A 22,073-nucleotide genomic window follows, 5' to 3' on the forward strand; every position below is an offset into this window, starting at 1 on the left:
AGACGACTGCCCCTTTGACCCCCACTGACCTTCCCCCGGTCCTCAGCGCTCGACCGCGTATGCATTTCGCTCCGCGCAACAACTGGATGAACGATCCCAACGGTCTCGTGTTCCACGACGGCCTCTATCACCTGTACTTCCAGTGCAACCCGCACGGGGTCTCGCACGCGGACGTGAGCTGGGGGCACGCCACGAGCACCGATCTCGCGCGGTGGACCGAGCACGACCCGGCGATCCTCTGGGACGACACGGCGCAGATCTACTCCGGCTCCGTCGTGGTCGATCACGGCAACACCTCTGGGTTCGGCACGGCCGAGGAGCCCCCGCTGGTGGCGCTCTACACGGCGGCCGCGGCCGGGCGCCAGGCGCAGGCTCTCGCCTACAGCACCGACGGCGGATACGTCTGGACGAAGTACCGGGGCAACCCGGTGCTCGACCGCGGCACGAGCGATTTCCGTGATCCGAAGGTGTTCCGCTATGACGACGGGGCCGACGCGTACTGGGTCATGGTCGCGGTCGAGGCGGAGGACAGGCAGGTGCTCTTCCACCGCTCCGACGATCTCAAGACGTGGACCTATCTCTCGTCGTACGGTCCGGCCGGCCCCGTCGGCGGGGTCTGGGAGTGTCCCGACATGTTCCGGCTCGCCGTCGACGGCGATGAGGACGATGTGCGGTGGGTGCTGCTCATCAGCCTCAACCCCGGAGGCATCGCGGGCGGCTCGGGAACCCACTACATCGTGGGCGAGTTCGACGGCGCGACCTTCCGGCCGACTGAGCCCCTCCCGACTCCCGGGCCGGAGCTCCTGCTCGACCGCAGCCAGTCGCGTGAGGAGCTGGAGGCGTACGGCTGGATCGACTTCGGTCCCGACTGCTACGCCGGCGTCACGTTCGACGGCCTCGCCGGGCACGAGCGGACGCTGATCGCCTGGATGGACAACTGGCAGTATGCCGGCAGCATCCCTCACGATGAGTCCTCCGAGTACCGCAGCGCGATGACTCTTCCGCGCAGGCTCTCGCTCACTCGCGATCGACGGGGCGTGGTGCGTCTGCGGCAGACGCCGGTGATCGAGGTCGGGTCTGACGAGATCACCGAGCTCGGCTCGCTGACGGGCCGCGTCGCCGTGGCGGCGGGACTGGGAGATGTCGGATCGACGGATGCTGCGCTGGCGGATGCTGTGCTGGCGGATGCTGTGCGGATCCGTGTCACGGCGGAGTTCGGAGACGCGGAGAGCGTCGAATTGCGCATCGCGGATGCTGACGCCGGCGACGTCGTCATCCGGCAGAGCCACGCGAACGGGCGCATCGACGTCGTCCGACCTGATGTGGTTCCCCCCGCGGGGGTGGGCGGGTCGATGTCGATGCCCATCGCGCATGCGGGGGAGATCGCCTGGGAGATCTGGATCGACGCGCTGAACGATCGGGTGTCATCGCTCGAGCTGTTCGCGGAGGACGGCGACCGGGTGCTCACCGCGTTGATCCCCGCCTCCTCGCATCGCACATGTTCGCTGGCGGCCGTGGGGGGAGCGCTGCGCGAGGCGCGCGTCGCCGTGGCAGAGGTGCCGTGCTGACGGTGCCGAGCTGAGGTAGCCGGCGCGACGGCTGCGTTCGCGCGAAGTTCGTCGACCCATCGCGGAATACCCGGAGAGGGTATACGCTTATCCATAATACCCCCCTGGGGTACTAGGTACGAGAGATGGAGACATGATGACGAAGAACGAGTTCCAGGTGACGGGCATGACCTGCGGGCACTGCGAGATGTCGGTCCGCGAAGAGGTCTCTGAAGTCCCCGGCGTCGAAGACATCCAGGTGAGCGCGCAGACCGGAAAGCTCGTCGTCACCGGCTCTGCGTCGGTTGACGATGCGCAGATCCTCGCCGCGGTCGCAGAGGCAGGCTATTCGGCGGTGCGGACGGCATGAACGCCGGCGCACGGCTCGGCCTCTTCGGGGCCGGCCTCGTGGTGGCGTTCGGCGCGGCCTTCGGGCTCGCCGGCGTCATCGTTCCCGCGAACGCGGTCAGCGACTGGACGAAGGGTGCGGAAGGGAACAATCACGATGGTCACGTCGAGAGCGCTGCCGGCGCGGATGGCTCGGCGAGTGCCGCTGCAGACGATCTGAAGGGCCTTTCGCTCGGCCTCGACGGATATGTGCTGTCGGCGATCGAGGCGCCGGCATCGCCGGGCGAAGCCGGTGAGCTGGCATTCCGCATCGAGGATGCCGCCGGCACCCCGGTCACGGACTATGCGACCGCGCATGACAAGGAGCTGCACCTGATCGTGGTGCGATCAGACGGGAGCCAGTTCCGTCACGTGCATCCGGTGCTCGACGAGGCCACGGGAACGTGGTCGCTGCCCTGGGAATGGACGCAAGCCGGAACCTACCGCGTCTTCGCGGACTTCACCCCCGCGCAGGCGGACGCCGCTTCGCTGACTCTCACGCGCACTGTTCAGGTGGCCGGCGAGTTCGCACCCGTCGTGCCGCACCCGACTCGGATCGCTCAGGTCGATGGCTTCACGGTCTCGCTCGACGGCGACCTCGAAGCGGGCACAGCACGGGATCTCACCCTCACCGTCACGCAGGACGGTCGACCGGTCACCGCACTGGAGCCGTATCTGGGGGCATTCGGTCACCTCGTCGCACTGCGCGACGGCGACCTCGCCTATCTGCATGTGCACGCCGCGGGTGACGAACCCGAAGCGGGCGAGACGTCGGGGCCGGAGATCGCGTTCGTCGCGGAAGCGCCGACCGCGGGTCGATACCTGCTGTACCTCGACTTCCAGGTGGACGGCACGGTGCACACCGCCGAGTTCGTGCTCGACGCCGCTCACGCAGAGGGCACGACAGAGCCCGAAGGTGATGCGCACGACGACGGGCACTGACCGTCGAGCCTCACCTCTGCCGCAGCTGATCGCTGTGGCCCCCAGCTACAAGCCACAGAAGGAACGAACATGAGCATGTCAGCACCCCCGAGCGCGGGGACAGGTGTCGAGTTGGAGATCGGCGGCATGACCTGCGCCTCCTGCGCGATGCGCATCGAGAAGAAGCTGAACAAGCTCGAGGGTGTCGTGGCGACCGTCAACTACGCGACCGAGAAGGCGAAGGTCATCGTCCCCGATGGGTACGACCCGGCGGCGCTGATCGCCGAGGTCGAGAAGACGGGATACTCGGCGGCGATCCCCGCCCCGAAGGGCCGCACGCGCGACCAGGCGGCGGACGGAGATGCCGGCGCTGCAGACCCTGAGCTGCTGTCGCTGCGCAACCGCCTGATCGGCTCGATCGTGCTGACCGTGCCCGTGATCGCGATGGCCATGATCCCGGCGCTGCAGTTCACTTACTGGCAGTGGGCCTCGCTCGCGCTCGCGTCTCCGGTCATCCTCTGGGCGGCATGGCCGTTCCACAAGGCCGCGTGGATGAACCTCAGGCACGGCACCGCGACCATGGATACGCTCATCTCCCTGGGCACGTCGGCCGCATTCCTGTGGTCGCTGTACGCGCTGTTCTTCGGCACGGCCGGCACCCCCGGAATGACCCACCCGTTCGAGTTCGCACTCGCTCCGTCCGACGGGGCAGCCAACATCTACCTCGAGGTCGGCGCCGGGGTGACGATGTTCATCCTCGCCGGTCGATACTTCGAGAAGCGGTCGAAGAAGCAGGCAGGTGCAGCCCTGCGCGCCCTGCTCGAGCTCGGCGCGAAGGACGTCGCCGTGCTGCGCGGTGGCGTCGAGACGAAGATCCCGGTCGAGGACCTGCAGGTGGGAGATCAGTTCGTCGTGCGGCCGGGCGAGAAGATCGCGACCGACGGCGTGGTGGTCTCGGGCACGTCGGCCGTCGACGCGTCGATGCTCACCGGCGAAGCGGTGCCGGTCGAGGTCGCAGAGGGCGACACCGTCACCGGTGCCACGACGAACGTCGGCGGCCGGCTCGTGGTGCGCGCCACCCGCATCGGCTCTGACACGCAGCTGGCGCAGATGGCGCAGCTCGTCGAAGACGCGCAGACCGGGAAGGCCGAGGTTCAGCGTCTCGCCGACAGGATCTCGGGCGTCTTCGTGCCGATCGTGATCGTGATCGCCGTCGTCGCACTGGGCGGCTGGCTCGGCGCGGGGTTCCCCGTGACGGCGGCGTTCACCGCGGCGGTCGCCGTGCTCGTGATCGCGTGCCCGTGCGCGCTGGGCCTGGCGACCCCCACCGCGCTGCTGGTCGGCACCGGGCGGGGGGCGCAGATGGGAGTGCTCATCAAGGGCCCGGAGGTGCTGGAGTCCACCCGCAGGATCGACACCGTCGTGCTCGACAAGACCGGCACTGTCACCACCGGCAAGATGACGCTCGTCGACGTGGTCGTCGAGCCCGGCACCGATCGCACCCAGCTCCTGCGACTGGCCGGCGCGTTGGAGGATGCCTCGGAGCACCCGATCGCCCAGGCGATCGCCAAGGGTGCGACGCAGGAGGTCGGCGCGCTGCCGACGCCCGAGGACTTCGCGAACATCGAGGGCAAGGGAGTGCAGGGGATCGTCGACGGTCACGCTGTGCTCGTCGGCAGGGATTCGCTGCTCGCCGAGTGGTCGCAGACGCTGAGCGGCGAGCTCGCATCGACGAAGGCCCGCGCCGAGGGCGAGGGCAAGACCGTCGTCGCGGTGGGCTGGGACGGGCAGGCGCGAGGCATCCTGGTCGTGGCCGACGCGGTGAAGGCCAGCAGCGCCGAAGCGATCGCCCAGTTCAAGGAGATCGGGCTGACTCCCATCCTGCTCACCGGCGACAACGACGCGGTCGCCAGGCGGATCGCGGCAGAGGTCGGCATCGACGAGGTCATCGCCGAAGTCCTGCCGAAAGACAAGGTCGACGTCGTCACGCGGCTGCAGCGCGAAGGAAAGGTCGTCGCGATGATCGGTGACGGCGTCAACGACGCGCCCGCACTCGCGCAGGCAGACCTCGGCATCGCGATGGGCACAGGGGCGGACGTCGCGATCGAAGCATCCGACATCACCCTGGTGCGCGGAGACCTGCGCAGTGCGGTCGATGCGATCCGACTGTCGCGCAAGACGCTCGGAACGATCAAGACCAACCTGTTCTGGGCGTTCGCGTACAACGTCGCGGCGATCCCGGTCGCCGCGCTCGGAATGCTCAACCCCATGCTCGCCGGCGCGGCGATGGCGCTGTCGAGCGTCTTCGTCGTCGGAAACAGCCTGCGCCTGCGCGGGTTCCGAAGCGTCATCACGCGGTGACACGCATGGTCTCTCGCAGCGACGCGGAGAAGGCCCGCGAAGCTGACGACGCCATCGCTCGCCTGGTCCGTTCATAACCATCCGTCGAACTATTGGAGAAGCCCACCATGACTGACCGCATCGAACTCGAACTGAAGGACGCGAACGCTGGTTGCGCGTGCTGCGCCGCCCCCTCGAACATCGAGGCATCCGCTCCTGTGGCGGCCCCGGTCTCGGAGGACGTACTGATCACGGGAATGACGTGCTCGCACTGTGTGTCGAGCGTCAGTGAGGAACTGAGCGCGCTTGACGGTGTCGAATCCGTCGCTGTCGACCTGAACGTCGGCGGCGCGTCCCGAGTGACGATTCACAGCACCGCCCCTGTCGACCCCGCGGCCGTGAGGTCTGCGGTCGAAGAGGCCGGCTACAGCCTCGCGACCAGCCAGGCCTGATTCACTTATCCGTCCGCACCCGGCTCGACCCCGGGCGCATCGAACAAGGAGTTCTGGTGAGCCAGCACGACGAGCACACCCATCACACCGCGGGCGAGAATCACGGCACCGCGCCGACGGAGCAGCATGACCACGCGGCGATGAGCCACGACCACGGCGCTCCTCAAGAACACGCCGGTCACGGCGATCACGTGGGCCAGTTCCGGCGGTTGTTCTGGATCATGCTGATCATCGCGGTCCCTGTTGTCGGGTTCTCGACGATGTTCTCGATGATCCTCGGGTACCCGCTGCCCGATGCCGCATGGGTCGAGTGGGTATCCCCGGTTCTCGGAACCGTCATGTACGTGTGGGGTGGGACCCCGTTCCTCACCGGCGCCGTGAGTGAGCTCCGAGCACGCAAGCCCGGAATGATGCTGCTGATCGCCCTGGCGATCACGGTGGCGTTCCTTGCGTCCTGGGGCGCGAGCCTCGGTGTGCTCCACCATGAGCTGGACTTCTGGTGGGAGCTGGCGCTGCTGATCGTGATCATGCTGCTCGGTCACTGGATCGAGATGCGATCCCTGGCACAGGCGACCTCAGCATTGGACTCCCTGGCTGCGTTGCTGCCCGATGAGGCGGAGAAGATCGAGGGCGATACGACCGTCACGGTCGCCCCGTCTGATCTGCTGGTGGGCGACGTGGTGGTGGTGCGCCCCGGCGGGCGGGTCCCCGCGGACGGACGGATCGTGCAGGGCTCGGCCAGCATGGACGAGTCGATGATCACCGGCGAGTCCCGGCCCGTGCGCCGCAGCGACGGCGACCAGGTCATCGCCGGCACCGTCGCTACCGATTCCGGTGTGCGGGTCGAGATCACCGCTATCGGTGAGGACACCGCTCTCGCGGGGATCCAGAAGCTGGTGACCGAGGCGCAGAATTCATCCTCGCGGGCGCAGCGGCTCGCTGATAAGGCGGCGGGATGGCTGTTCTGGTTCGCGCTCGGCGCTGCCGCGATCACTGCGATCGTCTGGACCGTCGTGGGCATGCCCGACGCCGCGGTTATCCGCACGATCACCGTTCTGGTGATCGCCTGCCCGCACGCGCTCGGTCTGGCTATCCCGCTCGTCGTGTCGATCGCGACAGAGCGCGCCGCCCGTGGGGGCGTGCTGATCAAAGACCGTCTCGCGCTGGAGAGCATGCGCACCGTCGATACCGTCCTGTTCGACAAGACCGGCACTCTCACCAAGGGCACCCCCGCGGTGACCGCGATCGACCCGGTCGTCGGGACCGATCCCGACCAGCTGCTGGCCTGGGCCGCGGCCGCGGAAGCCGACTCCGAACACCCTCTCGCTCGCGCGATCGTGAACGCGGCGAAGGAGAAGACTCTCCCGGTCCCCTCGTCAGCCGACTTCGAATCCTCCCCGGCGGTCGGGGTCCGTGCACGTGTCGACGGACACGTTGTGCAGGTGGGCGGCCCGTACATGCTCGAGCATGAGCACGCCTCCGAGCTACCGGTCGCCGATGAGTGGCGCAATGAGGGTGCGATCATCCTCCACGTGCTCGTCGACGGTCAGGTCGCGGGTGCCCTTCGCTTGGCCGATGAGATCCGCTCGGAGTCGCGTCACGCAGTCGAGGCCCTCCATGAGCGCGGCTTGCAGGTGGTCATGATCACCGGTGACGCCGACGCTGTCGCCGCATCGGTGGCGGGTGAGCTCGGCATCGACCGGTACTTCGCCGGGGTGCGACCGGAGGACAAGGCCTCGAAGGTGAAGGAACTGCAGGGCGAGGGACGCAAGGTTGCGATGGTCGGAGACGGTGTCAACGACGCCCCCGCCCTCGCGCAGGCCGACGTCGGTATCGCCATCGGCGCCGGGACGGATGTCGCGATCGCCTCCGCCGGCGTCATCCTCGCCAGCGACGACCCCCGGTCGGTGCTCTCGGTGATCGAGCTGTCGCGCGCCAGCTACCGCAAGATGAAGCAGAACCTCTGGTGGGCCGCCGGCTACAACCTGCTCTCCGTCCCACTCGCCGCCGGCGTGCTCGCTCCCATCGGGTTCGTGTTGCCGATGTCCGTCGGCGCGCTGCTGATGTCACTGTCGACCATCGTCGTCGCGCTCAACGCGCAACTGCTGCGCCGACTGGATCTGCGCCCCGACGCGGTGACAGCCAAGTAGGTGAGGACTAGTCAGGGCGACGGACGTAGGCTGAGCAGAACGGGAGGTGAGTATGTCACTGATCGATGTCGCACGACAGGTGCGGGGACCGCGCACGCTCACCCGCGCCGTCCTGGCCGCCCTTGCAATCTCCTTGGGAATCATCGCCGGGCTCCTCGCAATGCACTCCTTCAACTCGCACGCATCGACAGCCAGCCATCATGGCACGGTTGCTGTCAGCATGCAGTCCGGAGCACCCGAGCATCATCATGACGCCTCATCCGCCGCATCCGCCGCCCTGTCGCCGAGCACACCGGCGACAACCGAAGGGTGTGCGACGTGCGGTGGCGGCGACCCGATGACGTGGATGGCATGCGTGCTCGCGCTGCTGGTCGCCACAATCCTGTTCGGGCGGGTAGGGCTCGGCTGGAGACACACCCCGCTGACCGTGATCGCGGCCACCACGACGCCCCAGAGGCACGCTCGTGCTCACGACCTACCGCCACCCCCCTCTCTCACGGTTCTCTGCATCAGTCGCACGTGATGACGCGCCAGCCTGCCTCGCAGGCAACGCACCCCTGGCACCGGCACCCGTCGGGCCTCATCACCGACCCCTGGAGAACACTCATGAAAATCCGCCCCGCGGCGATGGCCGCGCTCACACTCACCGCACTTCTCGCGCTTTCCGGATGCGTCGTCACCACCGGCTCCGACGATGGCATGGATGGCATGGATCACGGCAGCGGCTCCTCCGCACCCGCCGACGCGAACACCGAAGACATCATGTTCGCCGCCATGATGATCGAGCACCACGAGCAAGCCGTCGAGATGTCAGACACCATCCTCAGTAAAGAGGGCATCGACGAGCGAGTCGTCTCGCTCGCCGAAGAGATCAAGGCCGCTCAGGAGCCCGAGATCCAGACGATGGATCAGTGGCTCGAAGAGTGGGACGCCGGCATGGGCGGCATGGGCGGCATGGGCGGCATGGGCGGCATGGACCATGGCGACGGCATGATGTCCGACGAGGACATGCAAGCCCTCTACGATGCCACGGGTGCCGAGGCGAGCCGTCTGTTCCTCGAGCAGATGATCGAACACCACGAGGGCGCCATCGACATGGCGCAGGACGAAGTCGACGACGGTAAGAACAGTGACGCCGTCGCCTTGGCCGAGACGATCATCGCCACGCAGACCACAGAGATCGCGACGATGAAGGAGATCCTCGCGACCCTGTGATCCATGAGCGGGGTGCGGAATCTACCGCGCCCCGCTCGTCGATCCGTGTCCACGCGATCGTGCCCGACGCTCGGTGATCTCCGTCACTGAACGCCCAGCTGCTGCGGCGCATCGACCTTGCTCCCGAGGCGAGTGTTCGGAGCGTTCGGGGCGGTGAGCCGGGGATCGCGCAGACGACGGCTGTCGACGCATCGCTCGTGCTCGTTCAGTCGGTGAGTCCGGGGTCTGTGGTCAGAGAGATGGATGCCCACACCTCCAACCCCAGAGGGGCCAGCCCATCGATGATCGCGTGTCGCACGTCGTCCTCTTCGCTGACGTCCCACTGAGACGCCATGACGACGAAGTCGACCTCGACATACAGTTTCCGACCGACTTTGCTCGATCGGACGATGGGCTCACCGAGTGCGAACCGCTCTCGGACCTGTGCGACCACCCGGGCGATCTCATCGGCCACAGCGGCAGGAGGTGCTCCCTCGAGCAGTTCATTCAGCCCGGAGCGAATCAGCCGGACCGGGATTGGAGCGAGGATCGCGCAGGAGATAAGCACCAGTATCGGGTCGATGTACTGCACGATCTCGCGGATCTCCGTGCGCTCGATGACCATGGCGGCGACTGCACCTGCTGCCATCACGATGCTGAGCACGGCTCCGGCGCGCCACTGAGCCGCCTCTGCCACGACCAGATCCGACCCGCGGGCGATGCGTGGCAGCCACGACGCTGCGAACCACCCGACGCCCGCGGTGATGGCTCCATAGGTCACGATGACGACAGGGTTCACGGCAGAGCCGCCGTCTCGGATCACGACCACAGCGTCTCCGGCGGCATACAGCAGGGTCCCGGCGATGGCGACGCCCTGGATCGCGACGACGAAGGGCGCCAGAGCGTCTCGCCCGAACGGGAACCGGCTCGTGGGACCCGCGGCCACCGTGGTCGAGGCCTTCAAAGACGCCCACGACAGGATCAGGCCGATGAGCATGTAGGCGCCGTCGAAGATGATGATGCGGGTGCCCGAGAGCATGCCGACGATCAGGGCGATCACTGCCAGCGCGACCGACAGTGCAATCGACACACGGAGGCTGCGCTGCTCCGCTTTCGCGCCTTCACGCGTGCCGGTCATCACCTTCGCCCCCGGGCGCTGGTTCCATCAGGTCTCCGCTCGCCTCGCACCGACTCGGCACACTTGCAATGTAGCGGAACGGTGCATCGACGTCATCAGGACGCGAGTCGTCCGGGTGCCACGAGGCTCACTCCGTGACCTCGTGGCCGTCGGCGAGCAGCTCGGCAACCAGCAGACGTCCGCTGCGGCCGGTGCCGCCGCGCACGGTGATCTTCATCGGTGTTCTCCCTCGGGGGCGTGAAGCGGTTTCGGGCGTGGCGGGTGCGCGGCGACGGATGCCGCGAACCGGGTGAGCAGGCCCTCGAAGGAGACGATCTCGTCGACCGTCCAGTCGGCGAGAAGATGCTCGAGGTATTCGCGCCGGAACGCGAGAGAGTGCTCGCGGAGGTCGAGTCTGGCATCCGTGAGGGCGCGCCGCCTGGGAGCGCTGAACTCCAGATGCTCACGTGTGCCGGGTTCACCGTGGAGACGGGTGGTGCATGTGTTTCGTGCGGAGCCCTGGTGCAACCCACCGGCATGTTCGATTCTTCTCTGCATGCCCCTCGAACAAGCCCCAGATGCTCGATTGACTCACACGCAGGCGCGCAAGTCTCGACCTGTTCGGTGGGGATACCTGCAGCAGACGGTGGCTCGGCACGGCATAGTGACGTCGCGCTTGGTCGTCTGCCCGCCGGATACCTCGGATGGGGAGCGCCGGTGGGCGCATCGGTTCTCCTGCTTCGCTCCGAGCGCCCTGGGCGGTGGGACCGTCTGCTGGCTGCTCCTGATCGCTCTGGGAGCATCGCCGGAGATGTCTGCGATCGTGCTCGTCGCCCTCATCGCACCCGTAGGGATCTATCTGTGGCGGAGAGCGCGGCCGGTCCGCGGCCGCACCATCGCATTGTGGTCGAGCCGGTCGGGGTTGTGTCCGCATCCCGATGACGAGAAGCGCGAGGAAGCACTTGCGGTGCTCTCGTCCGTGATGCAGGCCGCATGTGACGACCTGCGGCGCGGAGTGATGACGACAGACGCCTTCGAGCGCATCTGGGTCTCCGTCTACATGGATGCGCTCCTCGCAGACGTGGCAGTCGGAGCGCCGGCGGCACGACGTGATGCCGAGAGCGATCGTTAGAGCACTCCAGATCGCCCCCGAACGGGCGTTCACTTCATGCATCTGCCGTGCCGATCGTCGTCTTCCGAGTCCTCCTGACGATCGTGTGATCGGGCCTGGCTCGCTGCGATGGCTCCGCTGCGGTCACGAGCGAGGGGGTCGTCTGGTGCGGAACGGCGAGGGTCATTCAGCCTGTGCCGCACCAGGATGGATGTCGACACGATGCTGTGCAGGATGCTCACGAGATGTCCGCGCGTGCGGCGGCCAGCGCAGGAGACACTCGGGGTTCGCCGCCCGCGACGGCCGGGCGGGGCCGCACATCGTGCAGTGTCATCGCGCCCGCACAGGGAACGGCGAGCAGGTCGCCTTCCCTCAGGTCGCCCGGCAGAAGCGCGACCGGGTGGGGCCACGAGGCGCCGCCGACGTCTCCGGGGATGAGTTCGGTGCGCGCGTTCCTGCTGGTCGAGGTGCGCCCAATCAGCCGACATTCACTCCACTGCGCTGAGACGCCGTCGAACGTGCAGTCGGTCAGAGCGATGCGCTTATCCTCCTGCGTGTCGACGCGGAGCGTGACCCGAAACACCAGGACGGTGACGTCGGTCCCCCCGCCGAAAGCCCTCTCGCGGGGCATGCCCGGACGTGGGAGGTCTCCGGTGAGCAGCGCCGGCGTGCCGTTGAGCTCGACGAGCCTGGTCAGGGAGATTCCGCCGACCACGACGTCGGAGACGATCGCGTGCGTGTGCATCGGCCAGAGGTCGATCGCGAGGGGGTCGGGAATGCTCAGGCGCATGGTGGGAAGGATCTCCGTGAGGGTCATGCCTCAGTCCTACGGCGCATCCCTCTCACGGGGAACGTGCCCCTACGGAACTCATGCGCATCCTTCCGATTCGCTCACGAGCCGCTCCGATGCGTCGCTCACGTGTGCAGTGGCCGTCAGAGCCGGGCTTCGTGAGGGAGCCATGAGAGTCGCCCTCGTGTGCGTATGTGTTCCGTTAGAGCGACGTTGCCGGGTCGCGGCGGGGTGTTCGATCGGGAGTGGCGCCCGCTTTGGGCAGTCCGACTCCGTGCTACTGCAGCGTGTGATTGTCGCCCTGTGGGCCGCCGCCCATCTTCTCGACGGAAGGCTCACCTGACGTGGCACTCATCGACAACGGCATCTACGTCGACGGCGTGCGCTGCTGCACCCCCGACAATCTCGAAGAGACCTATGAGCGACTGCGGGAGCACGAGGGGATGGCGTGGATCGGATTGTTCCAGCCCACCGACGAAGAACTGGAATCCGTCGCCGCAGAGTTCTCCCTGCACCCGCTCGCGGTGGAAGACGCTCGCAAGGGCCACCAGCGCCCGAAGCTGGAACGTTACGGCGACACTCTGTTCCTCGTCCTCCGACCCGCGTGGTACGTGGACGACACCGAGACGGTGCACTTCGGAGAGATCCATCTCTTCGTGGGTCCCTCGTTCGTCGTGACCGTCCGGCACGCAGCCAGACCTGAGCTGTCGACCAATCGCCGGTGGCTCGAATCCCGCCCGGAGCTTCTCCGGCTCGGACCCGAGTCAGTGCTGTACGGGGTGCTGGACGAAGTCGTCGATGGGTATGCACCGGTCGTCGCCGGGCTGGAGAACGATATCGATGAGATCGAGGATGAACTCTTCCGTGGGGACGAATCGGTGTCACGAAGGATCTACGAGCTCCTCAGCGAAGTGATCGGATTTCAGCGAGCGACCTCACCCCTTCGAGGCATCCTCGAGGCGTTGCTGCGCGGAGCCGAGAAGTACCGCACTGATGAGGAGCTGCAAGCTCGCTACCGCGACGTTCTCGATCATGTCCTGCGCATCGCAGAACGCGCCGACGCCTTCCGCGTTCTCCTGGAGAGCGCCCTGACGGTCCACAGCACGCTGGTCACGCAGCAGCAGAACAAGGCGATGCGGGAGCTCTCGGAGGCGTCGCTCGCGCAGAGCGTCGAGACTAAGCGTCTCTCGGAGCAGGCGATCACTCAGAACGACGAGATCAAGAAGATCACCGGGTGGGCGGCGATTCTCTTCGCCCCGACACTGGTCGGCACGATCTACGGCATGAACTTCGTGCACATGCCGGAGCTCGAGTGGGTGTGGGGCTACCCGCTGTCGATCCTGACCATGGTGGGCCTCGGAGTCGGTCTCTGGGTGACGTTCAAGTGGAAACGGTGGCTGTAGATGTCGGAGTCGCGCGTGGCGAAGGGCTGGGCAGAGAACGGAGGGCGGTCCCGTCAGGTCTGGGGAACCCTCAGGACCACCAGAGCCGGTATCGCTGGGGGCTTCACCGGCCCACAGATCGCAGTCTTAAGCGACCTGTGGTCAACGTATCTCTCCCGCTCTGGCTCCCGGTAGGGACCAAAGTCCTGCGACGTCTCTCATGGTGGCGTTCTCGCGGCGCCTTGCTCCGCTCGCGATCAGGTGGATGCGGAATGGGACGGGTGTCAGAATCGCGATGTAATCGGACTAAGTCCGATGTAAAGCGCAAGATCCACTCCGTCGCGATCCCGCACCCGCGACGGGTTGTTTCGATCATACGGATGGGGTCGGACAGTCCGCCTCCGAGACTTCTGCATCTCGATGGTGTGCATCTCCTCGACCCGTCGTTTCCCGATCCCCCGAAACGACAGCTCTAGCGTCGAAGTTCGTAGCCCTGCTCGTTGAGGAGTTTGATTGCGATCTCGAGCAGCGCCCCAATGAACTCGATGAGGTTTGCAATCAACTCCTCGTCTGGTTCGTATAGAGCCCCGCCCATCTGAGGTGTAGATGGGGGGGTCTCGATCGCGTGGCGCAGAGTGGTGATGAACTGCCCGTGCGCGTGAGCCGAAGTAATTGCCCAATAGTTGAAGGTCTGCAGCGTGGGGCCTGGAACGCGACTCGCTATCTTCCTTGTGATCGAGGAGGGGTCGATCAATGGTGCGCTGAGAATGTCCTTGGGATCAGACCCGAGGTTGGTCGCCGTGGTCCTGAGAAAACGCCCGAGTGCTGCTATTCCCTGTTCCGTCTTGTCATCCGGCGTTCGCGCTTTGCGCAGAGCGTTCGTCAGCTTCAGCCCGTGCCTGTACTCGATACGAGCAATCTCGAGTGCCCTGCGGACTCTAGTAGAGGAATCGGTGCCGTCAAGAATCCAGATGACCTCCACGAGCCCCTCCAAGACCGGGCGGAACAACGTGTAGTCAGCCTGCATGTGGAGGAGCAACACGTCCTCGTCGGGGCTAGCGGCAAGCTCCGCCCAAGCGGATACATGGTCTGCAACGGTGAGGACGAGCCCGGAGACTATGGCGTGAGGGATGACGATGTTTCCTGCGAGGGCTTGATCTTCCTCTGCCATCGACCCCTGTCGAACCGTGGGCACTCCACTCTTGATCGCCGCCGCGAAATCCCGGAAGCCTTCGACGGCACCGCCGAGAGTCTGCAATGTCGAACGCTTTGTCATAACACTGAGCGTACGGGTGGATTGAACGCCGTCTGATACACCGAGAATCGCGGTCTCGCCTTTAGCGAATGACTCCTGCTCATCTAGGCGGTCCTACTTATTGACGCGGTAGCCGAGTCTCTTCACGGCTTTCGCGAGGTACACGTTCGCGCTGGATGAGTCCAGGCGGGTGTGCACCAACGGCAGCTGGGGGAACGAGTCCTCGGCGGGCGAGAACAGTGTCACCATCGGGCCGAAGTCGATCGATGACACATGGTAGAGCCCGTCGATGCTCGACCCAAGCTGGTCATGAATCGCATTCGCCCAGTTCCGGGTGTATCGCTTGGGCCCCATCTGAATCGAAGAGGTCGTGCCGTTGATCACAGGCCAGTTGCTGGTGAGGTCCAGCAACCGAAGCTCCCGCGTCGGTCGCCAAGCCGCGAGGGTACTTCCACGAGCGCGCCGGTTGATAATCCGCCCCTTCTGAAACACCTCGCCGAGAGCTGTTGTAGATCCAGCGGCTACGTACATCACGCCATAATCGGCATGATGCTGCTGCGGCTCGGGATGCGGGTCAAAGCGCATGGTTCTGACCGGCCCGAAGTGCCGCAGCTCGTCCCACGCCTGTGGATGAGCACCCCTTGTAGCGAAGACCCGCCAGAGGAGCCCATCGTATGTTCTCAGGTGCTCGCTGGCGTCGAGTGTGAGCGACGCCGGGGGCGTTGCGGGGACCTTCGCGCTCGACGGGCTCACCTGATGTCGGCGTCTTCGAGGATTCCCACTACGGGTGCGGGGTCCTTCGCGGCAGCCAGCCACTCGATCGGCGTCATCCACTCCTTGGGGTCGACCGAGTCCTCGGTCGACCGCAAGTCATCCTGAGGCGTTGTCATGAAGCCTTCGACGTCGGCTGGATCCCAGTCGGATGGGATTGCTCTAACGAGCAGGGGGAGATGGGGGATCGTGGAGACCTTCTCGCCTGGAATGAACTGCCATCGAGGGTAGAGACGGATCCTTCCGGCCCGGAAGCCGTACAAAGTGTTCTTGCTTTGTCGGTGACGCACACTGGAGGCATCGATCCCGAGCAGCGCTGCAACTTCGGACGCGGTGTACGTATTGGTGAGGGCGCGCACGTGAGTCTCGCGCTCGAGCTTGGCGAGCCCGCCGCTGGTGACGAATGCGGATGCCTCGGCGAACTCCTCCGGAGTGAAATCGCCGGATTCGATCAGGAAGTTGGCTTCCTGCTCTGTGAGGCCCAGTTCGGTCGATTGACGGTCGGTCATCGCATCGGCGAGCTCGTCGATGAGTGCGTTGAACACGGATACGTCGACGTTTGACGTCTTCGCCACCTGCGCAAGGCGCTCGACACCGGCTTGTACGTCGGTCTTTGCTGGGGCCTTGGTCGCCACGACGAGCTTTGGGTTCCCGTCGAGGGATCGACCTGTCACAGTGCCGCGGCCCACAGCGACCTCGCGACCGGCGACGCGAGCCGAGGCGGCACGGGTGCGACTTTTCTTCACGGCCATCTGGCCTCCTCGCGTCGTCATCTGGTTAGCGCGTACACGCATTATCTTACGCGCGCTTTTGCGTGTATGGATCCGAGGAAGGTGTCAAGGTGCGAGCGGTCAAGCGCTCCCCTGGCGTGGGAGCAGGGCGCTGAAGGAGGCATATCGTCCGCGCATTCAAGGCGGCACCCCATCCCCTGACCACCTTCCTCCCCGGCGGGCCACGTCTTCAACGCGCAGCAATCAGCGAGGGTGTCGTTGGCCTACGCTTGAATGCTTGCGTGGGGAAGAACAAAAAATCTCGTAGAAACAAGCGGCCTCGATCTCAACCGCGCGCGGTGAGCGCCGCGCAACGGGAGCCAGACGCACTCGAACAGGCTTTTTCAGCGTACGATCCGGACGAGCTCTGGACGTTGGTATTCGCCGCCGCCACGTCCCCGGGCAACAGGCATCGATCGGTGACATTGGGAAGCAGCTTCGCGGCCGCACTACGAGCCTCCGCCGCTCCGGCATCAGACGATTACCACCCGCTGCCGTCGATCCAAGCACTGTCCGATCTAGCGGCTACCACCTATGGGATCGGCCCGGCGCGTGAAGACTTCATCCCGACCGACCCGACCCGAACAGCCTTACTCACCGTCGGCTCGGAGTCGCTGCGTGCAGTGCCTGGCCTCACCGAACGGCCGGTCGCCGACCTCACGCGTTCGCTCCGAATGGCGGAAGCGGTAGACGGTCGGCTCCGCAGGCGATTTCGATTCGGTATTGCGAACGTGGTGAACGTGGCGATGAGGTACGGCGACTTCTGCGTCCGCCACCTTGCGGACGCGTGGGTGCCAGCCCCGGATCTCGAGCTCAACGATGAGGTTTCATTGCCGGACGTTGAGTTCGAAGCGACGCGGGCCTTCCTCAACCTGGGCCCTCTCGACCACATCGAACTCGGTGAGGCTGACAAGAGAGCGTTGGAATGGATGACGATCTCCGCAAGTGAGGCCGCATTCGATGCTGAGAGTCCGTCCAGTCCGTTCGGGAGGTTCCTTCGCTTTGCTGACTCAGCGGGCGGATTCCGATGGGTGCCGCCACTCTTCATCCCAGAGATCATGGCTCATGCCGTACAAGAACTGGTATCCGCGCTTGATCGAGACGGGCATGCGCGACGAGCCCTCAGGGTTTCTTGTCTGAACCAGATCCGCCGGGCCCTATGGCGCTTTTCCAACAGCTTGATCGAATCCCCTCCGAACAGCGAAAGTGTCGATTCCCCGCTTCGAGGGATCGACGTTCAGTGGCTGGTGCCGGTGAATCCATCCACATGCATAGCTGTCTCGGTCATCTATGTTCCCGACCTGGGGTCCACCCCACCGCCGCGCATCGGCTCAGTGGAGCTGGCTAAACAGATGAGGTCGCACGCCGGTCCACTGTCGGTGCGCATGGCGGGCGGACGACAAGGGACCATCAGGCCGGGCGCGGAGGTCATCCCGCTGACGGTTTTCGCCGCGGCCGGTCACATCGCTGTGCCGCAAGCTTTCGGCGAAGCAAACCTCGCGCTCGAAGACTTGACTTGGATCTCAGAGACGGCCACGTCCCGCGATGATCTCTACGCATTCGCGCGGGATCTGAGCGCTCCCGATTTCCCCGAGAGTTTCGGGTGGGAGGCGATCAACTACTGGGAGCCATGGAAGGCCAATGGCAAGTCGTTCTTCAAGGGTGGCATGGTACCCACCGCCATCTACTTTGAAGCCCACGCGGGCGAGGCCGAGTGGGATCGCGCGGTAGAGCTATCGGATCTCGAAGCGTCGCTCCTCAGAGTCGGGCTCCCTCCGCTTCGTGACCTGCGAGCAGCGGAGGTTGCTCCGGGGCCGGTCGCCAATGTCGCGGCGCTCGAAGGTGACGCCACCTACGACGTCGACCGCGGCGTCAATACCGCGCCGGATGTCGTCGGGTGGTCCCTCGCGCTTACCGAACCCCCCGTCGCTGTGGCACGGGCGAGCTCGGAGGACCTGTCCGCCGACTACCGACGGTTCGTCTTTGACTTGTGCGGCGGGCTGATCTACGGCTTTGCTGCGCTTGGTGATCGATGGCGTTCCGCGCACCAGGCGATCGATGTGCCCGGATACGTCCTCCATCTCCACACATCGGAAGCGGTCTCGGGTGAATCATCCGGCGTGGTCACGCCGTATCTCGACCCGCACGCGCGTGCCGTCGATGAACCAGTCAACTTTTTGTGGCGCATCGATGTCGAGGGATTCGCAGATTCGGCGAATGGAGATCCGTACGCGGCGAATCTCCTAACAGGGGACGCAGTGTTCGATCTGCTCCGCGCGGGAGGCGTGGATGTCGAAGCGGCGGCGGCGCTCCGCGACCAGTGGCGCACAGCGAAGCCCTTTCTCATCTTGGAGATGAAGCAGGCGCGGACCACTCTCAATCACCTGCCTGGTCCGTGGGGTCTACGACCCTCTGACGAGAGCCGCATGGTTGCGGCTTTGGGGCGACGACTCCACGGTGCCGGCGTCGAACCGGGAGAGTACCGAGCGGACGACGCGAATCGACTTACCCGCGAGCATCTTGCGCCGGTTGCTCTCGAAACTCTGCTGGAAGGAATCAAGAGACACGACGTGAGCGAGGTGGTGTTGACGGGGATGGAGCAGCTGGCGAGAGTGATGGACAGCGCTATTCATCAGCAAGACGATCTGTCCCGAGTCGCCGCGAACCTCTCTACCGAATGGGACCCGCTCACCCGCACCGCCGAGCTCTCGGCGGAGACACTTCAGCTTCGTCAATGTAACGAGATCGTGGTGGAAGCTGCCTTGCGCATCCTGGACAAGCCGACGGAAGCGAAGCCGATCACTCCTCAGGCGTGGAGCGGTCTTCTTGCCGCCGCAGACGCATACCTCACCGCGACCACACTGAGCGAGCGGATGTATCACCAAGTCGCGCCCGCAGTCATCAACCTCAGCCCAATGTACGAGCTCGCCGTCGACGATGATCCGCATCCCGACGCATCGGCGTGGGGCCTGCGAAACGACGAACTGAGCCGCGCGGCCGCGAGCGTTCGGCTGTATGGCGCTGAAGATGGCGATTCGCTTCTACAGACGAACGAAGGAGACGACCTTGAGGGCGCTTTCCAGCGTGCATGGGGGGCGACGTCGCAGGACATGCTCTCCACCCTCGCCGCACTCGCGAAATGGGAGACCTTTGAGCCAGGCAGGACGACCGCGCACGTCACAGTGGCCGAGGCAACAGCATGGGGCTGTGACGCGCTAGGCCCGGGCGCGGATGAGGCGAAGAGAACGCGTGTCGAAGCCGCTATCCGGATGCTCACCAGCACGGCCGTCCAGATACAAGCCGTCGAGTGGAAACCCTGGCAAACGCGCACGCGGCGTCACCGGCTCCTCGTGCAACCGCTGGTGCAAGACTCGGACGGACGGCTCATTGTCAGCCCGCAGTACTTGCTGACGTCCTTTCAGGTCTACTACCGCCACCTACTCCAAGGAGTTCTTCCCTGGGCGGGGGACGTTCCTCAGCCTGTCACCGACGCGCTTGCGGACCGCCGTGCGCGCCGCAACATTCGGTTCGAAAGGTTCCTCCAAGACCGGCTAGAGCAACTCGGATACACCACGGTCGCCCGCGTGAAACCCAACGACCACGCGCGACTCGGCGTGCCGACTCTCACTACCGAAGTTGACCTCGTGTGCGGACGCCCTGGAGACAGCACCCTGTGGCTGATTGAGGCCAAAGACCCCGCATCAGTTCACGGATTCGCCGAGACGGCACGCCAACTGCGCTCTTTCTTCCGGGACCAGCTAGGGACCCGCGCTACCAAGCCCTGCTACACCACGCAGCTGTCCCGAAAGGAGAGCGAACTGGCGCCCCACGTTGCGAGCATTGCGGCGCGTCTGGGACTCGGCGACCCCCCGCAGGGAGAGCAGTTCCACCTGAGCACCCTCTTCGTAACCCGTAATCTCACTCCGGCAAGCTACGTCGACGAGCGGTATCGGGTTGAGACGGCGACGGAGTTTCTCGCAGCTCGAGGCCAAACGCCGTAGGCGACATGCGAGAGCGGCGGCGCGCACGAGTTCGCGTCCCCAGCAGGAGCTCTATCGCCACTTCTGAGCCTCGATGATCCGAGCCAGGGTTTCCACGTCGCCGCCGCGCCTGAACCATTCCACAGGGCTCTGCTGCCCGTCGGTGACCATGACCGGCTGGGGCGTCGCCATGAGAGCCGATACCGACACCCATCCTTTGTCTTTCACAATGTCAATGATCTCGGTCAGGTGCGGCAGGATTTTTCCTGGCGACGAGAGACTGAACTGCCACGACGGAAACCGTCTGGAGTGGGCAACATCGACGGCGTACAACTCGCCACGATCGGCGGCGGCGAAGAGCGAGTCCTCGTCCATACTCAAGAAGGCAGCGGCTGCGGACGCGGACATGGTTTGAAGCACGCCCGTCAGAAGGGTGCTCGCTACACTCGCCAGAACACCGCCGCGAGCAACCCGAGTCGATGTCTTCTCGAACGACTCGGGCGTGAAGGCCTTGGACCGGGTGAGATAGCTGATCTCCTGCGGCGTCAGCTCTTCCTGATCCGCGATCGGTCGCTCTGCGAGCAGCTGGTCAGTCAGCGCTCGAACGATGAAGTCCCCGTCGGCGTTCAACCGAGCGACGGCGTCAGTGAACGCCGCGATCACATCGGTGGATGGCTGTGCATGCCAAGGGCGGGTCCGTGGCTGGCCATCGGTTTCATCCATGTGCGACAGCGTAGATGAGCCTTCGCCGGAAGGGGAGGCCTCCCTGGGCATCGACGTCGCGCACGCCACAGAGTCGATGTCAGGCGACTAGATGTAGTTCCTCGGGACGTTGTGATCACGTGAGTTAGCGAAGACCTCCGGGCAGGATGTGGGTTACCACACTCACATTCCACACACGGAGGTCTTCGTGACTCACGCTAACGCACCCCTGACGCCCGTTGGTCGGGCTCGGCTGGCCGACCTGATCAACACTCAAGGCTGGTCGGTGCGGCGAGCGGCCGAGCGGTTCCAGGTGTCGCCGGCAACAGCATCGAAGTAGGCCCGGCGAGCTCGCACGGGCGCCTCTGAGGCGGATCGCTCTTCGCGGCCTCGTCGCAGTCCTGCGCGCACCGCGCGGCGCCTCGAGCGGCGGATCATCGCACTGCGGTTCACGAGACGATGGGGTCCGCACCGGATCGGATATCACCTCCGCATGCCCCGCTCCACCGTCGAGCGGGTTCTGCACCGATACCGGATGCCGATCCTGACGCACGTCGATCAGGCCACCGGCCTCCCTGTCCGGCGACCGAAACCCGTTCGCTACGAACGAGGACAGCCGGGCGACCTCATCCACGTCGACATCAAAAAGCAAGGCCGCATCCCTGACGGCGGCGGGCATCGCATGCTGGGCCGCACCATCGGGAACCGGAACAACAAGAAGAAGGGCCGCGGTTACGCGTTCCTCCATCACGCCGTCGATGACCACTCCCGGCTCGCCTACTCAGAGATCCTCGACGACGAACGCAAAGAGACCGCATCAGCGTTCTGGGCCAGAGCCGAGGCCTTCTTCACACGCGCGGGCATCACCGTCCGAGAGGTCCTCACCGACAACGGTTCTTGCTACCGCTCACACGCGTTCGCGACCGCTCTCGGCCCCGACATCAAACACCGATTCACGAAGCCCTACCGCCCGCAGACGAACGGGAAGGTCGAACGCTTCAACCGCACCCTCGCCCACGAATGGGCCTACGCCGAGACCTACGCCAGCGACGAAGCCCGAGCAGCCACCTACGACGCCTGGCTCCATCACTACAATCACCACAGACCCCACACCGGCATCGGCGGCCACACACCCTCAGACCGCGTTCACAACCTCACGGGGAAGAACAGCTAGCGCTGGGGGCGAGGAGGACTCAGCGCCACA

17 protein-coding genes and 1 pseudogene are annotated in these 22,073 nt (G+C 65.4%); 11 read left to right on the plus strand and 7 right to left on the minus strand.

The window, feature by feature from the left end:
• Positions 1 to 59: 59 nt before the first annotated feature.
• From RQG82_RS14770 to RQG82_RS14800, 7 genes are all read left to right on the plus strand, one after another.
• Positions 60 to 1,568 (plus strand): glycoside hydrolase family 32 protein, encoded by a 1,509-nt coding sequence (locus RQG82_RS14770; protein ID WP_396653631.1) that lies wholly within the window; start codon positions 60 to 62, stop codon positions 1,566 to 1,568.
• A gap of 136 nt (positions 1,569 to 1,704) precedes the next feature.
• Positions 1,705 to 1,917 (plus strand): heavy metal-associated domain-containing protein, encoded by a 213-nt coding sequence (locus tag RQG82_RS14775; RefSeq protein WP_311259972.1) that lies wholly within the window; start codon positions 1,705 to 1,707, stop codon positions 1,915 to 1,917.
• Positions 1,914 to 2,876: a heavy-metal-associated domain-containing protein gene (locus tag RQG82_RS14780; protein ID WP_311259806.1), complete on the plus strand. Its 963-nt coding sequence runs from the start codon at positions 1,914 to 1,916 to the stop codon at positions 2,874 to 2,876. Before RQG82_RS14775 ends, RQG82_RS14780 begins: the two co-directional genes overlap by 4 nt.
• 69 nt (positions 2,877 to 2,945) lie before the next feature.
• Entirely contained in the window at positions 2,946 to 5,216 is a 2,271-nt protein-coding gene (locus RQG82_RS14785) for a heavy metal translocating P-type ATPase (RefSeq protein ID WP_311259807.1), read from the plus strand.
• A 107-nt stretch (positions 5,217 to 5,323) separates the two neighbouring features.
• Complete coding sequence (locus tag RQG82_RS14790) at positions 5,324 to 5,647, plus strand: heavy metal-associated domain-containing protein (protein ID WP_311259808.1); 324 nt, start codon at positions 5,324 to 5,326, stop codon at positions 5,645 to 5,647.
• 140 nt (positions 5,648 to 5,787) lie between these two features.
• Positions 5,788 to 7,797 (plus strand): heavy metal translocating P-type ATPase, encoded by a 2,010-nt coding sequence (locus RQG82_RS14795; RefSeq protein WP_311259973.1) that lies wholly within the window; start codon positions 5,788 to 5,790, stop codon positions 7,795 to 7,797.
• A gap of 606 nt (positions 7,798 to 8,403) precedes the next feature.
• Positions 8,404 to 9,012, plus strand: a complete 609-nt coding sequence (locus tag RQG82_RS14800) for a DUF305 domain-containing protein (RefSeq protein WP_311259809.1) — start codon at positions 8,404 to 8,406, stop codon at positions 9,010 to 9,012.
• Positions 9,013 to 9,217: 205 nt separating this feature from the next.
• On the opposite strand, the gene RQG82_RS14805 is transcribed toward RQG82_RS14800, so the two are convergent.
• Entirely contained in the window at positions 9,218 to 10,129 is a 912-nt protein-coding gene (locus RQG82_RS14805; RefSeq protein WP_311259810.1) for a cation transporter, read from the minus strand.
• Positions 10,130 to 10,342: 213 nt separating this feature from the next.
• Positions 10,343 to 10,666 carry a hypothetical protein gene (locus RQG82_RS14810; RefSeq protein ID WP_311259811.1) on the minus strand — a complete coding sequence of 108 codons (324 nt, stop codon included), beginning with the start codon at positions 10,664 to 10,666 and terminating at the stop codon, positions 10,343 to 10,345.
• Between RQG82_RS14810 and RQG82_RS14815 the strand changes: the two genes are divergently transcribed.
• A complete protein-coding gene (locus RQG82_RS14815) occupies positions 10,665 to 11,240 on the plus strand; it encodes a DUF6611 family protein (RefSeq protein ID WP_311259812.1) in 576 nt (191 codons plus the stop codon). The genes RQG82_RS14810 and RQG82_RS14815 overlap by 2 nt on opposite strands.
• Positions 11,241 to 11,457: 217 nt before the next feature.
• On the opposite strand, the gene RQG82_RS14820 is transcribed toward RQG82_RS14815, so the two are convergent.
• Complete coding sequence (locus tag RQG82_RS14820) at positions 11,458 to 12,036, minus strand: hypothetical protein (protein ID WP_311259813.1); 579 nt, start codon at positions 12,034 to 12,036, stop codon at positions 11,458 to 11,460.
• Between the two features lie 317 nt (positions 12,037 to 12,353).
• Between RQG82_RS14820 and RQG82_RS14825 the strand changes: the two genes are divergently transcribed.
• Positions 12,354 to 13,412, plus strand: coding sequence for a magnesium and cobalt transport protein CorA (locus RQG82_RS14825; RefSeq protein WP_311259814.1), 1,059 nt, complete (start codon positions 12,354 to 12,356; stop codon positions 13,410 to 13,412).
• A 451-nt stretch (positions 13,413 to 13,863) separates the two neighbouring features.
• Here the strand turns inward: RQG82_RS14825 and RQG82_RS14830 are convergent, their stop codons facing one another.
• The 3 genes from RQG82_RS14830 to RQG82_RS14840 form a co-directional block, all read right to left on the minus strand.
• On the minus strand, positions 13,864 to 14,667 hold the full coding sequence (locus RQG82_RS14830) for a hypothetical protein (protein ID WP_139305205.1): 804 nt from the start codon (positions 14,665 to 14,667) through the stop codon (positions 13,864 to 13,866).
• Positions 14,668 to 14,760: 93 nt separating this feature from the next.
• On the minus strand, positions 14,761 to 15,480 hold the full coding sequence (locus RQG82_RS14835; RefSeq protein ID WP_082297958.1) for an RES domain-containing protein: 720 nt from the start codon (positions 15,478 to 15,480) through the stop codon (positions 14,761 to 14,763).
• On the minus strand, positions 15,396 to 16,169 hold the full coding sequence (locus RQG82_RS14840) for a hypothetical protein (protein WP_053098491.1): 774 nt from the start codon (positions 16,167 to 16,169) through the stop codon (positions 15,396 to 15,398). The genes RQG82_RS14835 and RQG82_RS14840 overlap by 85 nt, the downstream gene beginning before the upstream one ends.
• A 260-nt stretch (positions 16,170 to 16,429) precedes the next feature.
• Between RQG82_RS14840 and RQG82_RS14845 the strand changes: the two genes are divergently transcribed.
• Positions 16,430 to 20,188, plus strand: a complete 3,759-nt coding sequence (locus RQG82_RS14845; RefSeq protein WP_139305203.1) for a hypothetical protein — start codon at positions 16,430 to 16,432, stop codon at positions 20,186 to 20,188.
• Between the two features lie 51 nt (positions 20,189 to 20,239).
• Here RQG82_RS14845 and RQG82_RS14850 read toward each other — a convergent pair whose 3' ends face one another.
• Positions 20,240 to 20,890 carry a hypothetical protein gene (locus tag RQG82_RS14850; protein ID WP_139305202.1) on the minus strand — a complete coding sequence of 217 codons (651 nt, stop codon included), beginning with the start codon at positions 20,888 to 20,890 and terminating at the stop codon, positions 20,240 to 20,242.
• Positions 20,891 to 21,077: 187 nt separating this feature from the next.
• Between RQG82_RS14850 and RQG82_RS14855 the strand changes: the two are divergent.
• Positions 21,078 to 22,043: pseudogene (locus tag RQG82_RS14855) on the plus strand (IS481 family transposase).
• Positions 22,044 to 22,073 lie beyond the last annotated feature (30 nt).

The organism is Microbacterium sp. WCS2018Hpa-9, assembly GCF_031843745.1.
In the GTDB taxonomy this organism is placed as follows: domain Bacteria; phylum Actinomycetota; class Actinomycetes; order Actinomycetales; family Microbacteriaceae; genus Microbacterium.